Source organism: Streptomyces sp. NPDC005728, from assembly GCF_040630895.1.
In the GTDB taxonomy this organism is placed as follows: Bacteria; Actinomycetota; Actinomycetes; order Streptomycetales; family Streptomycetaceae; genus Streptomyces.
Window position 1 is genome coordinate 23,501 of sequence record NZ_JBEXYL010000033.1, and the last position, 14,867, is coordinate 38,367.

Consider the following 14,867-nt stretch of genomic DNA (forward strand, 5'->3'; position numbering starts at 1 on the left):
GCTGATCATGGAGGAGCAGGTCGTCCAGGTCCGCGGCTCGGGCTTCGGCAGCGGCTATCTGATCGCGCCGCGGCTCGTCCTGACCGCCGCGCACCTGCTGCCACCGCCGCGCACACCGGGGGACATCACCGTGTCCTTCCCGGGTTCGGATGCACGGTTCCCCGTCGTGGTGCGGTGGCGTCGGCGCGACGAGACCGTGGACGCCGCCCTGCTGGAGATCCCGGCCGGCAACCCGGACTGGCCGACACCCACCACGCTGCGCGGCGCCCGAGGCCGCCGCCCGCAGCGCTGGGGCCGGTGCGTGACGGGCGGCACCGAAGTACGGGTCGCCGCCACGGGATTCCCGCGGCAGCAGCGGACGGAAGCCGGCGAACGGTTTCCGGAGCCGCTGGTCGGCCTGGTCAGGCCGCACGGCGGTGCGGCCTTCGAGATCCTCGACAACGCCGGCCTGTTGGCGGCGGACACCACAGGGCTGGACCACGAAACCGCTCGGCGCACCACCCACTGGTCCGGGATGTCGGGCGCGGCCGTCCTCCTGGAGGGCCAGAATCTGCTGCTCGGCCTGGTGCGAGCGGACCGCCGGCCGGACCGGGGCACCCGGCTGAAGTACACCCGCAGCGAGGACCTGCTGGAGTGTGACGACTTCCGCGCGGTGGTCCGCGAGGTGACCTCCGTCGACCCGCAGCCCGAACCGGCCGAGCTGGTAGGCCTGTTGGAACCGGCGCCGCCCAAGCGTGAGGTGACGTCGCCGACCATGCTGCTGCGGGCCGACGCGGAGGTGGTGTCGTTCCACGGCAGGGAGGACACGCTCGCCCAGCTGGAGGGGTGGTGCCTGGCGGATCCGGACGGCGCCCCCGCCGCCCGCGTGCTCACCGCTCCCGGCGGTCAGGGCAAGACCCGGCTGGCGCGGCAGCTGATGGCGCGGATGCGGGACCGCGGCTGGGTGGCCGGTCAGGTACGCCGCAAGCCGGGCGGCCTGGAGGTGCTGCGCAGGGTCCAGCACCCGCTGCTGCTGGTCGTCGACTACGCCGAGACCCGACCCGAGCTGGTCAGGGAGCTGCGGGAGCAGACCGAGGAGGCCGGGTATCCGGTGCGCCTGCTGCTGCTCGCCCGCTCGCTCGGCTCCTGGCGGACCAGGGCGACCGGCGCGCTCCCCGAGACCAGGCTGCACGCGCTCAGCCTCGACACCGCCGACCGGGAGCAGGCGTTCCGGACGGCAGCCCGCGACCTCTCCCGCCGGCTGGCGGAGGTGACCGGCGGGACGGACGTCGACTGGCCCGGGCTCATGGACGGACTGCCGGCCGCCCGCCCCGGGCCCGGTTCAGGGGCCGAGACGGCGCTGACCGTGCAGATGGCGGCCCTGGCCGCGCTGCTGCGCCAGGTGCGGACCCCCGAGCGGGGCGGTGGCGCGCTGGAGGCCGAACTCCTGGGGCACGAGAGGAAGTACTGGCTGGACACCGCCGGCGGGCGGGGCCTGGGGGCGCGGGAGACGGATCTGCTCGAACAGGCCGTGGCGGCGGCCGTCCTGTGTCCCGCGCAGGACGAGCGGGAGGCGCGGTCGACCATCGTCCGGCTGCTGCCCGACGAGCCGTCGTGGCGGACCAGGGACGTCACCGCCTGGCTGCGTGACCTGTACCCGCCTCCCGAGGGCCGCTACTGGGGCCGGCTCGAGCCGGACCGGCTGGCGGAGTTCCAGGCCTCCGATCAGATCATCGAGAAGCCCGGGCTGCTCGGGAGACTGTTCGCCCTGGCCCCGGACCACCAGCGGGTGCAGATCCTCACCGTCCTGGCCCGTTCCGCCGTGGCCCATGCCAACGAGGGACGCACGTCGAAGGCGCATCAGGTGGTCGACCGGTTGCGCGAGGCGCTGCGCGCGGTCCCCGCCGAGGCGCCGCTGACCGCTGCCATGCTGCGCGCCCACTCCGACGCGCTGCCGGAACAGACCCATGTGCTGCGCGCGTACGCACTCGACGTCGCCCGCGAACTGAACCGGCAGTGCCGGACCACGGGCGACGACCCGCAGGCGCTGCGCGACCGCGCGTGGGCGCTGCACAACCTCGCCGAACGGCACCTGGCGGTCGGCGCCTGGGAGGACGCCCGGGTGGCGGCCGGCGACGCGGCGGCGATCCGGCGACGGCTGGCGGACGACGGGGCGGTGACCCACCGCACGGAGTGGGCCGACTCGCTGCTGGTCCTGTCGCACGCCTCGCGCATGACCGGACGCCTGACGGACGCGCACGAGGCCGGCGACCTGGCGCTGGGCCTCTTCCGCGCGCTGGCGGCCGAGGACGGCGAGGAGTGGGAGAAACGCGAGCGCGGTCTCGTGCGGGCACTCGTCAACCTGTCGCGGGTGCTCTGGTGGCTCGACCCGAGCGCGATCCGCTTCGACCAGATCGCCCAGTCCGACCAGCACACCGACGAGGCCGTCCGGCGCGCCCGCGATCTGGTGGCCGATCACCCGGATCTGGACCCGCTCCTGCTCACGGAGGCGCTGAAGGAGCGCGGTACGAACCTCTGGCGCTTCCAGCGGCACTCGGAGGCGTTGTCGCTGAGCGAGGAGGCGGTCGCGACGTCCCGCCGGCTGGCGACGGAGAACCCGGACGCCTACGACGCCGACCTCGCGCAGGCCCTGATGGGTCTCGCGGTCGACTACGGCAACGCGTCCCGGCCGCGCCGCGAGTCGATGGCGCTGGTACGGGAGGCGATCGCACTGGTGCGCCCGCGGGCCGAGGAACTGCCCGAGGGCTATCGCTCCACCCTGGCCCAGATGCTGCTCAACCTCGCCTGGGACCAGTTCTACGAGGGGGAGCACGAGGCGGCGATGGCATCCATCGGGGAGGCCGTCGAGCATCGCAGGGCTCTGGCACGCGACGCGTACGGGGTCTCCGCGCCGGCGCTGGCCCAGTCGGTGGACGTGCTGGCCACGTTCCGCGCGCGTCTCGGCGACCACCGTGCGGCGGTGGAGGGATTCGAAGAGGCCCTCCGGATCTACGCGGATGCCGAACTACCGCTCAGTTCGAGCCAGTTGAAATCCCAGTCCGAGGTCGCTCTCGACCTCGCCTACTCCTACGACGCCCTGGGCCGCTCGGCGGACGCGCTCGCCGCCCTGAACGAGGCCCTCGCCGTCCGGGCCCGGCTGAGCGCGTACGCCCCCAGTCTCTACACGGAGAGCCATGCCACCGGCCTCCACGACGGCTCCGACCTGTACCGCAGGTACGACCGGCAGGTCGCGGGGCGCATCCTGCTGCGCCAGGCGCTGCCGCGGTACCGCCGGCTGTCCCGCGCCAACGCGGAGAAGCGCGAGGGGCTGGCCTTCTGCCTGCACGACCTGGGCACCAGCTACGCGACGTCCTGGGCGACGGCCGGCCGCGCGGTTCCCGTGCTGCGGGAGGCGTACGAGCTGCGCGTGGAACTGTCGGCCGGCGACGCGAGACACGAGGCGGGCCTGGCCGACACCTGCGCGGAGCTGGGGCATGCGCTGCTGCGCACGAGCCGCTTCCCGGAGGCCGTGCGCATCGCGGAGCACGAGGTGAGCATTCGGCGTCGCCTGCTCGTCACGGACCGGGACGGTCAGGAGCGGCCCCTGTGCCACGCACTCCTGCGGCTGGCCGATGCACGGGCGATGGCCGGGGAGACGGCCGCCGCCCGGCGCACCGCCCTCGAGGCGGAGGAGGCCTGCGCGAGGCTGACCGCCGGCCCCGCCGAAGGGTCGAACCGGACCGCGTGGCTCCTGTACCGACTGGGCGGGACGCTGAGCCTGTGCGGCCGGCACGACGTGCGCCTGGCCGCCCGCGCGGTGGCACCGGCACAGCGGGCCGTCCGTCTCTACCGGGACATGGTGGACCAGGACCCGCGCAAGCAGTCCGACCTGGGATATGCCGTCTCCGGGCTCGCGAGGGTTCTGGACCGCACCGGCCGCCACGCCGAGGCCGCCGAAGTACGGCTGCGAAGAGGAGCATGACGCCATGACATCACCTGTCCACGACGAGGAGCGGGGCGAGTCGGCCGAGGACATCCGGCGGGAGGAGGCGAACGCCGCCCGCCCGGGGGAACTGTGGTACCCGAACGTCGCGGAATTCGTCAGCGACCGCTTCATCTATCTCGTCTCGCGGCCCACCCCCGAATCCGGGCGCGTGTGGTGCCCGGAATGGTATCGCCACGCCCAGGCGCTCTCCCGGCTCGACTCCGTGTGGCGTGCCTGGGAGAACCTGCGCTGGGACCCGGGGCTGGGCATGTCGAGCTGGTGGACCCACCACGCCGACCCGCACATGCGCGCCCTGACGGACCCCGTCACCGGGCCGTTCGCCCGCTGCGTCGACGGCCACCGGCAACCCGAGCCGCTGCCGATCGCGGAGCCACCGGAAGGGCTCTTCTCCGATCAGAGGCCGCCGTCCATCAGGGACCCGTTCGCCCTCGACTGAGGAAGCGCCTGCGGCGCTCCGCATTGCGTTCATAAAGAAACCGCCCACCTCGGCACCTTTCACCTGCCCGAAACGTGATCGCTCCGTTTGCTCGGGAAACGCGATCTACCGTGGGAGCACGTCCTGCAGCCCGGCCACCGTCGTCCGAAGGCCCTGCCGCCCTCGTATGAACAGGAGCCCCGTGTCGCGCCCCGCCGCACTGTCACTGCCCCCCTGGCTCGCGCACGCCCTGCGTACCCAGCGCGGCCCCGTCCCCTGGAGCGCGGTGACCCGGGGTGCGCTCGCCGCCGGGCCACTGCTGCTCGCCGGTGTGCTCGGCGGCCGGGTCGCCGACGGCGTCGTCGCCGCCATCGCCGCGATGCTCGCCGGCATCAACGACCGGCCCGGCAGCAGGCGTGCCTCCGTCAGACGGCTCGGGGTGCCCGCCCTGGCCGGGGCCGTAGGGCTGCTCGTCGGGACGTACACCGGGGTGCAGTTGGCCGCTGTGTCGCTGACCTTGCTGCTCACCGTGCTCGGGCTGGCCGCCGGAGGCATCAGCGCCGTCGGGCCCGTCGCCTCCGCCGCCGGTACCCAGCTGCTCGTCACCGCCGCCATCGACGCGGGGATGCCGGCGGCCGAGAGCGGCTGGGAGCGGGCTCTCGCCTTCCTCGCCGGCGCCGGCTGGCTGCTCCTGCTGCGGCTGGCGCTGCCCACCCCCGGTGCGCTGGCCGGGGACTTCCGGTTCGACGGCGAGCGGGAGGCGGTCGCCGACGTGTACGACGCCGTCGCCGCGCTGCTCGACGCCGCGGGCGGTGACACCGCCACGGCTCGCCGGGCCGCACTCACCGCCGCCCTCGACCACGCCCAGGACGCCCTCGCCGGACCCCGGCTGCGCCGCTGCGCCAGTTCCGCGGCCGAGCGCCGGCTGCATGCGCAGTACGCCGCCGCGCTGCCTCTCGCCGAGGCCGCCACCGCCCTCGCCTGGGCGGGCGAGCCCGTCACCGCGCGCGCGTCGGAAGGGCCCCGGCGGCTCGCCGCCGCCGTCCGCGGCAACACCGGTACCGGGCCGCTGCCCGCCCCCAGCCGGTCGGCGCCCGCCCTGCGGGCACTCGACGACGCGCTCCTGCGCGCCGCCGAGGCCTTCGACCGGACCGAGAGCGGCGAACACCGGCTGCTCGCCAGGCGGCGCAGCGCCAAGGACGCGGTCCGGGCCGCTCTCGGCACCGGCGGGCGGGAGTACGGGATGCGCGTCGCCCTCTGCTTCGGGGCCAGCGCCGCCGTTGCCCAGGCCCTGCACCACACCCGCTGGTACGGCCAGCACCAGCACTGGTACTGGCTGCCCGCCACCGCCGTCTTCCTCGTCAAGCCCGACCTCGGGCCGCTCGCCTCCCGCGTGCTGAGCCGGGCCACCGGGACTGTCCTCGGCGCCCTGGTGTTCGCCGGGCTCGCCGCGCTGCTGCCGCGCCCGGAGGGGTTGATCGTGCTGGTGGCGGTGTGCGGGGCGCTCGTACCCGTCGCCACCCGGAACTTCGGCGCCCTGACCGCGGTCGTCACCGTCCTCGTCCTGGCCCTGGTCATGGTCGGCGGCGAGCCGCAGGCCTCCGCCAGCCGGATCGGCGAGACGCTGCTGGCCTGTGCGATCGTGCTGATCGTCGGGCATCTGCCGATGCCGGGGGAGCGGGGCGGCGGGGTACGCGCCCGGCTCGCCGTCGCCGGGCGCGCCGCGCACGCCTATCTCGTGCACGTGCTGAGCGAGTCCGGCGACCGCGCCGAACGGTGGGCGCTGCGCCGCGAGGCCTACCGCACGCTCGCCGAGGCCCGGACCGCCATCGCGCTCGCCGCCGCCGAACTGCCCGCCCTCGCCCGGCACACCGAGGGCACGGACGCCGTCGCCGCCGTCCTCGAACGCCTCGTCGACACCACCACGGCCTGTGCCGTGCACCTCGACGACACCGGTCGCCTCAGTCCCCGCCAGACCCGCCAACTCCAGCAACTGCTGGGCGAGTTGGAGCAGCGGCCGGAATGGGCCGGGCTGCCCGCCGCCGCATAGCACCCGGATGCGCGGTTCCGCCCGCCGCACCGGACGACACCGTCGTACGTTGGGAGCCATGAGCGCCTCTCCCGCCGACCTGGTCGTCACCGGCTGCACCGTCCTCGTGCACGACGAGGAGGAGCGGATCGCCTTCCGCGAGGACGCCGCGATCGTCGTACGCGAAGGGGTGATCGAGGCCGTGACCGGCGCGGCGGACGTGGCGGGCCTGGCGGCCGTGGAGCGGATCGAGGCACGCGGTCAGGTCGCGATGCCCGGACTCGTCAACTGCCATACCCACGCGCCGATGGTCGCCCTGCGCGGTCTCGCCGAGGACCTGCCGACCGAGGAGTGGCTCAACGACGTCGTCTGGCCCGTCGAGTCCAATCTGACGGAGCAGGACGTGGCACTGGGCGCGCGGCTCGCCTGCGCCGAGATGATCCGCGGCGGGGTCACCTGCTTCGCCGACCACTACTTCCACATGGACGTGGTCGCCGACGTGGTCGCCGAGTGCGGCATGCGGGCCCACCTCGGCGAGGCCTACTTCTCCTCGCAGGGCCCGCAAGGGCGGGAACGGTCACTGGAGTTCGCGCTGGGCCACCGGGGCGCCGCCGGCGGGCGCATCACCACCGCCCTCGCCCCGCACGCCCCCTACACCGTCACCGACGCCGACCTCGCCGCCACCGCCGAACTCGCCCGCAGCCACGGCCTGCCCGTCCACCTCCACGCCGCCGAGAACCGCGACCAGACCGACACCAGCCTCGCCCGGCACGGCGTCACCCCCGTCGAGGTCCTCGACCGTACCGGACTCCTCGACACCGACCTGCTCATCGCTCACGGCACCGGCATCGTCGAGCGCGACCTGCCGCTCCTCGCCCGCACGGGCGGCCGTACGGCGGTGGCGACCGCTCCCCGCGGCTACCTCAAGTTCGCCTGGCCCGACACCACCCCGGTACGGGCCCTGCGCGCGATCGGCGTCCCCGTCGGACTCGCCACGGACGGCGCCGCCTCCAACAACTCCCTCGACGTGTGGGAGTCGATGGCGCTGACCTCCCTCATCCAGAAGTCCACCGAGGGCGACCCGCGCTGGCTGACCTCCCGCCAGGCCCTGCACCACGCCACGCTGCAGAGCGCCCGCGCGGTCGGCCTCGGCGCGCGCGTGGGCAGCCTCGCTCCCGGCCTGCGCGCCGACATCATCCTCGTCGACCTCACCGGCCCGCACACCCAGCCGGTCCACGACCTCGCCGCCACCCTCGTGCACAGCGCCCGCTCCGCCGACGTGCGCACCACCGTCGTCGACGGCCGCGTGCTCATGCGCGACCGCGAGCTGCTCACCCTCGATGTGCCCGCGGTCGTGCGGGAGTTGGGGGACCGGCTGCCCGGCCTGGTCGACCGGAGCCACGGGCGGCGCATCCAGGAGTACGACACCTGAGTCCGCGTAGGCTGCCTGCCATGGATCTCGCGGACGGCCTCCTCGCCCACCCCTACGACGTCTACCGGCGCCTGCGCGACACCGCGCCCGTGCACCGCATCACCGGCCCCGACGGCACCCCCGCCTGGCTGGTCACCCGGTACGACGACGTCAAGGCCGCCCTCGCCGACCCCCGCCTCTCCCTGGACAAACGGCAGGGCACGGCCGGCACCTACAAGGGCTTCTCCCTGCCGCCCGAGCTCGACGTCAACCTCCTCAACATGGACCCGCCCGACCACACCCGCATCCGCCGCCTGGTCGGCCGCGCCTTCACCCCGCGCCGCGTCCAGCAGCTCCGCGAACCGATCCGGCGTACCGCGGACCAGCTCCTCGACGCGCTCGGCCCGCACGGCGAAACCGACCTCGTCGCCTCCTACGCCGCCCCGCTGCCGATCACCGTCATCTGCGACCTGCTCGGCATCCCGGAGGGGGACCGGCTGGACTTCCGGCAGTGGACCGACGGGCTCACGGCCCCCGACCCGGCCCGCCCGCACGCCGCCAAGGAGGCGATGGCGGCCATGCTCGGCTTCCTCACCCGGCTGCTCGCGACCAAGCGCCGTGCGCCCGCCGACGACCTCCTCTCCGCCCTGATCGCCGTACGTGACGAGGGCGACCGGCTCGGTGAGGACGAGCTGATGTCCCTGGCCTTCCTCATCCTCTTCGCCGGGTACGAGAACACGGTCCAGCTCATCGGCAACGCCGTGCTCGCCCTCCTCCAGCACCCGGACCAGCTCGCCGCTCTGCGCAAGGACCCGGAACGACTCCCCGCCGCCGTCGAGGAGTTCGCCCGCTACGAGGGGCCCATGCTGCTCGGCATGCGCCGGTTCCCCGTCGAGGACGTGACGATCGCCGGGGTGACCATTCCGGCGGGCGAGACGGTCTGGGTGTCCCTGTCCGCCGCCGACCGCGATCCCGCCCGCTTCCCCGAGCCCGACCGCCTCGACCTCTCCCGCGACGCCTCGGGTCAACTCGCCCTCGGTCACGGCATCCACTACTGCCTGGGCGCCCCGCTCGCACGCGCGGAGACGGAGATCGCCCTCGCCGCGCTGCTGGAGCGCCTGCCCGAACTGGCCCTCGGCGCGGGCGAACTGCGGTGGCGCCCCTCGCTGCGAGCCCGCGGGCTGCTGGCACTGCCGGTCAGGTACTGACGTCCCGCCTACCCTGACGTCCCGTTCACCCTGACGTCCCGCTCACGCCGCGTCCCGCTCACGCCCGGCCGGACCCGTCCCGAAAAAGACTCGGTGCGCAGCGATGAGTTCCGCTCCCGTCGGCGGTCACCACCCCGAACGGACCGTCGGACAGGAGGGCCCATGTCGCTTCCGGAGATCGTCTCGCGTGAGCGGTGGCGCGCGGCGCGCGAGGAGTTGCTGCGCAAGGAGGAGGCGGTCAGAAGGGCGCGGGACGTGCTGAGCGCCGAGCGGCGACGGCTGCCCAGGGTCGAGGTCGACCCGGAGTACGTCTTCGAGGGCGGCGACGGCAAGGCGACCCTCCTCGACCTCTTCGAGGGCCGGGCCCAGCTCGTCGTCCACCACTTCATGTTCGCGCCCGAGTGGGAGGCGGGCTGCCCGTGCTGCGCGGCCTTCCTCGACCAGGTCGGCCACCTCGCCCATCTGCGCGCCCGGAACACCTCGTTCGCGGCCGTCTCCCGGGCGCCGTTCACCCGGATCCTGCCGTTCAAGGCGCGGATGGGCTGGGCGGTGCCGTGGTACTCGTCCTGCCACAGCGACTTCAACCACGACTTCGAGGCGACCGTGGAGAGGGACGGCGACCTCGTCGAGCGTCCCGGCGTCAGCTGCTTCCTGCGGGAGCGCGACCAGGTCTTCCACACCTACTCGGTCCACGACGACGGCCTGGACGGACTCGCCGCCACCCCGGGTCTGCTCGACCTCACCGCGCTCGGCCGCAACCCGCTGGGCAGCGACCGGCTCCGGTACCACGACGAGTACGAGGACTGACACGCAAAGTGTCTTCATCGTCGCCGAACGTACCGTTCATGCCGGAAGGTGAACGTACCCTCACGGTCTGCGGTGAACGGGTGTCAACAATGTCTCAGTCCCGTCACTGGGCGAGCCGTTTCCCTTCTCCAGGGCGTTAACTCCTAGAAGTACGACGCTTTCTGGAGGTGCGAGATGGTGAACGGGCGAACAGTGCTCGAGCGCTTTCCCGCCGGCGGCCCGCGAGGGTCGTGGCCCGCGGAGGAGTTCGCGCACGCGCGGCGCCTCGAAGGCCTGCCCGCCGAGGTCGTCATGGACCTCGCCACGGACACCTTCCTCGTCATCGTGCGCGCAGACGCCACGGAGTGAGACGGCTCAGGCCGGCTTCGGGGCCGGCACCTTCGCCGTGAACTGCTCCGCCTGCAACGCGTACAGCTCCGCGTACACACCACCCCTGGCCAGGAGTTCCTCCGGAGTGCCGGACTCCACCAGCCGCCCCTGCTCCAGTACGTGCACCAGATCGGCGTGGCGGACCGAGGCCAGCCGGTGGGTGATCAGAACGACCGTCTGACCGCTGCCCGCGAGCGCCCGGATCTTGTCGAACACCTCCAGCTCGGCCCGCGCGTCCAGCGCGGCCGTCGGCTCGTCCACGATCAGGATGCGTCCGCGCCGGTAGGCCGCCCGGGCGATGCCGAGGCGCTGCCACTGGCCGCCGGACAGCTCGTGGCCGCCGCTGAAGTGGCGGGCCAGCAGCGTGTCCAGGCCACGCGGCAGATCCGCGACCACGTCCTCGGCTCCCGCCTCGGCGACCGACGTGGCCAGCCGCTCCTCGGTCAGGGGCGCGGAGGAGCGGCCGACGGCCACGTTCACGCGGGCCGTGAAGGGCCAGCGCTTGAAGTCCTGGGCCACCATCGCGATACGCTCGGCGAGCAGCCGCCGGTCGGCATCCGCCGCGTCGACACCGTCCCACAGGATCCGGCCCCGGTCCGGGGTGTACAGGCCCGCGAGCAGCTTGACCAGGGTGGTCTTGCCCGAGCCGTTCTCACCGACGAGCGCGATGATCCGGCCGAGGGGGAAGCTGAGGGTCACGTCGTCGAGGGCGGGGCGGGCCGCCTCACCCGGATAGCCGAACGTGACGTTCTCGAACCGGATCTCCCGCGGCTCCTCGGGCAGCGGCAGGCCGCCGTCCGGGATCGCCCGCTCGGCCGCCTCGGTGTAGAGCCGCTGCAGATCGGCCACGAACAGGGCCTCCTCGTGCAGCTCGTTGATCTCCAGCACCAGCATGTCCAGGCTCGCCGACCCGGTACGGATCGCGATCACCGCCGTACCGGCCACGGACAGCGCCGTCGCACCGGTCAGCAGCAGGGCGCCCAGCGTGGCGTACGTCGCGACGGTCGCGAGACCCGTCCAGGAGGCCGCGATCAGGCCGGTCCGGGCAGCCAGCCGGGACAGTCGCGCCTGCTCCGCCTCCGCGGTCTCCGACATGGACCGGAAGTGCCGCAGCAGGAACGGGCCGACGCCGTGCACCCGGATCTCCGGGGCCGCGGCCGGTTCGGTCAGCAGGTCGCCGATCAGATGCCCGGCACGCGCGTGCTGCACCCAGGTGTGGAAGGACTCGTAGCGCCGGCGCGCGTTGGTCAGTGCGCTCCAGGCGCTGGGCAGGGTCATGGTGACCAGCAGCGGCAGCAGCGCCGGATGCAGCACGGTGAGCACACCGGCTGCCGCGATCAGGGAGATCACCGCGTTGATCAACCGGGCGCCGTACATGACCATGCGGCGGGCGGACTGGGCGCCGTACCGGGCGGTGTCCAGCAGCTTGTGGAAGGCGTGGTCCTCGATCGCGGCCAGCTCCACGTTGGCCGCCCGCTCCAGGTACAGCTCGGTGGCCACCCGCTCCACCTTCGGCTCCAGCCGTCCGGTGGCAAAGGTCGAGGCGGCCCGCAGCAGTGCCGCGACCAGCATCACGGCGGCCACGACGGCCAGCGCGGGAGCGGCAGCGCGTAACCGCTGCCCGATGTCGGGGCCGGCGAGCAGCTTGCCGAGCGCGCTGTTCACGGCCAGCAGGCTCACCGCCTGGGCCGCGCCCTGGCCCACCTCGGCGGCCAGCGCGATCCGGGCGGCCCGCGGGTCCGCCTGCCGGGCCAGCCGCAGACTGGACGCCAGCATGCCGGGCAACCGGACCACCATCGCGTGGAAGCTCAGCTCCAGGAAGGCGTCCGCATGCTCGTTCCACCCCATGTCGTACCGCAGCGGCCCCCCGAACAGCAGCTGCTCCGAACCCGAGACCTCGGGCCCACCCGCCCCATGTTTCTTCCCCACCGCCCACCCCCTGCCCATGACCGAACGGCCACTATCGCTGGCACGGCAGCGGCGGGGCAGGGCGCGAGCGGGGGGTACTGGGGGCGTGAAAGGGGTGTGGAGGGGTGACGGGCGAGGGGCGAGCGGGCAGGGCGCCGACTGAGCGAGGCGAGGTCAAGGATCTTCGGTGAAAGACCCTCTGATCAGAATCTCCCGCAACTCGCCCCACCTCGACGGCCGAAGCCGCCGCAGCGTCACGCCGAGATGGCTCGGGACCAGTCCGGGGTCGTCCCCGTCACCCGGCACAGGGCCAGGTACAGGGGGATCGGCGGGGTGTAGGGGACCGTGCCCTCGGGGCGGTGGATCAGGCGGGCCGTGACGGGGACCAGGGCGCCGGGTGCGTACTGCGCGGGGGCCGGCCAGGGGAGGGCGTAGTCGGAGTCCGACGGAACGATCCACCACCAGCGCGTCCCGTCGGCGTACACACAGCCCACCCGGGGCAGCCGCGGGACGATCTGCTGTCCGAGGCGGTCGGGTACGGCCACGGCGTCACAGCCGAGCGGGGACGTCATGCCCTCCGGCACCGGCAGGCGGCGCACCGGGGCCGGCGTGTGCTGCCGGCGCCCGAGGCGGACCAGGGTGTCCAGGCCGAGTGTCCGGCCGGATTCGTCGGCGCCGCTCACGGCCGACACCACCCGTACTGCTCGCCCTGCTCGCCCGCCGGGGCCTCGTGCCGAGCCTGCGCTTCGTCTTCCCCGCCCGGGCCGGGCGGGGGGCCGCCCGGCTTGGGGCGGGCGCCCCAGCCCAGGTCGTTGCACGGATCGGCGGTGTCGCGGGCCGCGTCGGTCTGGCGGGCCAGCTCGGCCCAGACCAGCAGACCCGGCCCGTGCTCGTGGGCACCCCAGGCCCGGCACAGCGCGTCGACGAGAAGCAACCCCCTCCCGTGCTCCTCATCGGGCCGCTGCGGGGACGGGCGGGGCTCACCGGGCGCACAACCCTGGTCGTGCACGGCTATGCGCACCGTGTCGTCGTGGTCGTGCAACTCGCACACCACGCGACTGCTCGCGGTGTGCACGATCGCGTTGGTGACCAGCTCGGATATGACCAGAGCTGCGCTGTCGCAGGTGTCCGCGCACACCGACCAACCGGTCAGCCGGGCGCGCGCCAGGCGTCTCGCCTGGGCGGGCGAACCCGGATGTGCGGCCAGCTCGAAGCGGAACCGGCGCTCGGCAGCGCCCCCACCAGGGGTTGCTCCCGTTGCGCCACGTAGACCGAGACGGTCTGCGGCGGCGTCTGTTCCTAAGGGCGCGGACGGAATCACGCTTGCCACTATCTCCCCGGCGTGAACACTTGGCAAGTGTCACTCTGAAATATGCAGAGTGCTATGCGACTCGGTCAGAGGCCGTGGCACACTGCTCGCAACAGCACCTCGAGCGGCGCCAATTGGGACCATCGGTGATCCGACCGGATCTTCGAAAGTGTCTTCGAACGGCGCCGCAGGGCTGTCGGGATTCTTTTGCCGGAGCGGACTCTTGTGTCGGAGGTGGGAGCGTGAGCGAACCGCGGTCCGCGCCGACCGTGGGCCAGGTGGTCCTCGGCCGGCGCCTGCTGGACCTGCGGGAGCGCGCCGGGCTGAAGCGCGAGGAAGCGGCCCGTGTGCTCCGCGTCGCCCCCGCCACCATCCGCCGTATGGAGATGGCCGAGGTCGCCCTCAAGATCCCGTACCTGCAACTGCTCCTGAAGGCCTACGGAGTTCCCGACGACGAGGCCGACGTCTTCGTCCAACTGGCCGAGGAGGCCAACCGGCCCGGCTGGTGGCAGCGGTTCCACGACATCCTGCCCGGCTGGTTCTCGATGTACGTCAGCCTGGAGGGCGCGGCCAGCCTGATCCGTTCCTACGAGCCGCACTTCGTCCCCGGCCTGCTGCAGACCGAGGACTACGCGCGCGGCGTGCTGAAGTCGGGCGCCATCGGGCAGACCAGCCCCGACGACATCGAGCGCCATGTCGCGCTGCGTATGCAACGCCAGAAACTGCTCACTCGTCCCGACGCCCCCCGTTTCTGGGCGGTGATGGACGAGACGGCCCTGCGCCGCCCGGTCGGCGGCCCGGAGGTGATGCGTACGCAGATCGACAAGTTGCTCGAGGCCACGACACTGCCGAACGTGACGCTCCAGGTCGCCCCGTTCCTCAACGGGCCCCACCCGGGGACGTACGGACCGTTCGTCCTGTTCCGATTCGCCATGTCGGAACTGCCGGACATGGTCTACAGCGAGTACCTGACCGGCGCGGTCTACCTGGACGCGCGCTCCGAGGTGGCGACCCACCTGGAGGTCATGGACCGCATGGCGGCGCAGGCCGCCACGGCACAACGCACGAAGGAGATCCTCCGGGATCTCCGCAAGGAGCTGTGAATGGATCGGATCACACCGCGCAGTCGCGTCTACAACGGCATGCCCGCGCGGGAGTTGGGCAGCGAGGGGTGGCACAAGCCCTGGAGCGGCGGCAACGGCGGAAACTGCCTGGAGGCGATGAAGCTCGCCGACGGCCGGATCGCCGTACGGCAGTCGACCGACCCGGACGGACCGGCGCTGATCTACACCACGGACGAGATGACCGCATTCATCGAGGGCGCCAAGGCGGGGGAGGCCGACTTCCTCCTCTCCTGAACCGCCCCTGATGACTGCTCTCGCTCAGCCGCTCGCTCAACTTCCTTGTTCTGGTAATGGCTTGATCA

The 14,867-nt window shown here is 73.1% G+C and carries 12 protein-coding genes; 9 read left to right on the top strand and 3 right to left on the bottom strand.

Features of this window, described 5'->3' with window-relative positions:
• Positions 1–7 precede the first annotated feature (7 nt).
• The 7 genes from ABZ471_RS22745 to ABZ471_RS22775 all read left to right on the top strand — a co-directional run bounded on the left by ABZ471_RS22745 (position 8) and on the right by ABZ471_RS22775 (position 10,203).
• Positions 8–3,961 (top strand): hypothetical protein, encoded by a 3,954-nt coding sequence (locus ABZ471_RS22745; RefSeq protein ID WP_359068609.1) that lies wholly within the window; start codon positions 8–10, stop codon positions 3,959–3,961.
• A 4-nt stretch (positions 3,962–3,965) separates the two neighbouring features.
• The gene (locus tag ABZ471_RS22750; RefSeq protein WP_359068610.1) at positions 3,966–4,421 is read left to right on the top strand and encodes a DUF4913 domain-containing protein; all 456 of its coding nucleotides are present in this window, start codon (positions 3,966–3,968) and stop codon (positions 4,419–4,421) included.
• 166 nt (positions 4,422–4,587) lie between these two features.
• On the top strand, positions 4,588–6,450 hold the full coding sequence (locus tag ABZ471_RS22755; RefSeq protein ID WP_359068611.1) for an FUSC family protein: 1,863 nt from the start codon (positions 4,588–4,590) through the stop codon (positions 6,448–6,450).
• 58 nt (positions 6,451–6,508) lie between these two features.
• Positions 6,509–7,861: an amidohydrolase gene (locus tag ABZ471_RS22760; protein ID WP_359068612.1), complete on the top strand. Its 1,353-nt coding sequence runs from the start codon at positions 6,509–6,511 to the stop codon at positions 7,859–7,861.
• Positions 7,862–7,881: 20 nt separating this feature from the next.
• Positions 7,882–9,048 carry a cytochrome P450 gene (locus ABZ471_RS22765; protein WP_359068613.1) on the top strand — a complete coding sequence of 389 codons (1,167 nt, stop codon included), beginning with the start codon at positions 7,882–7,884 and terminating at the stop codon, positions 9,046–9,048.
• A gap of 162 nt (positions 9,049–9,210) precedes the next feature.
• On the top strand, positions 9,211–9,855 hold the full coding sequence (locus tag ABZ471_RS22770) for a DUF899 domain-containing protein (RefSeq protein WP_359068614.1): 645 nt from the start codon (positions 9,211–9,213) through the stop codon (positions 9,853–9,855).
• A 174-nt stretch (positions 9,856–10,029) separates the two neighbouring features.
• A complete protein-coding gene (locus ABZ471_RS22775) occupies positions 10,030–10,203 on the top strand; it encodes a hypothetical protein (protein WP_359068615.1) in 174 nt (57 codons plus the stop codon).
• Positions 10,204–10,209: 6 nt separating this feature from the next.
• On the opposite strand, the gene ABZ471_RS22780 is transcribed toward ABZ471_RS22775, so the two are convergent.
• From ABZ471_RS22780 to ABZ471_RS22790, 3 genes are all read right to left on the bottom strand, one after another.
• Positions 10,210–12,072, bottom strand: a complete 1,863-nt coding sequence (locus ABZ471_RS22780) for an ABC transporter ATP-binding protein (RefSeq protein WP_359068663.1) — start codon at positions 12,070–12,072, stop codon at positions 10,210–10,212.
• Between the two features lie 314 nt (positions 12,073–12,386).
• Positions 12,387–12,815, bottom strand: a complete 429-nt coding sequence (locus ABZ471_RS22785; protein WP_359068616.1) for a hypothetical protein — start codon at positions 12,813–12,815, stop codon at positions 12,387–12,389.
• The gene (locus ABZ471_RS22790; RefSeq protein ID WP_359068617.1) at positions 12,812–13,462 is read right to left on the bottom strand and encodes an ATP-binding protein; all 651 of its coding nucleotides are present in this window, start codon (positions 13,460–13,462) and stop codon (positions 12,812–12,814) included. The genes ABZ471_RS22785 and ABZ471_RS22790 overlap by 4 nt, the downstream gene beginning before the upstream one ends.
• A 221-nt stretch (positions 13,463–13,683) precedes the next feature.
• Here ABZ471_RS22790 and ABZ471_RS22795 point away from each other — a divergent pair, with 221 nt between their 5' ends.
• Complete coding sequence (locus tag ABZ471_RS22795) at positions 13,684–14,544, top strand: helix-turn-helix transcriptional regulator (protein WP_359068618.1); 861 nt, start codon at positions 13,684–13,686, stop codon at positions 14,542–14,544.
• Entirely contained in the window at positions 14,545–14,799 is a 255-nt protein-coding gene (locus tag ABZ471_RS22800; protein WP_100825625.1) for a DUF397 domain-containing protein, read from the top strand.
• The last annotated feature ends 68 nt before the right edge of the window (positions 14,800–14,867 follow it).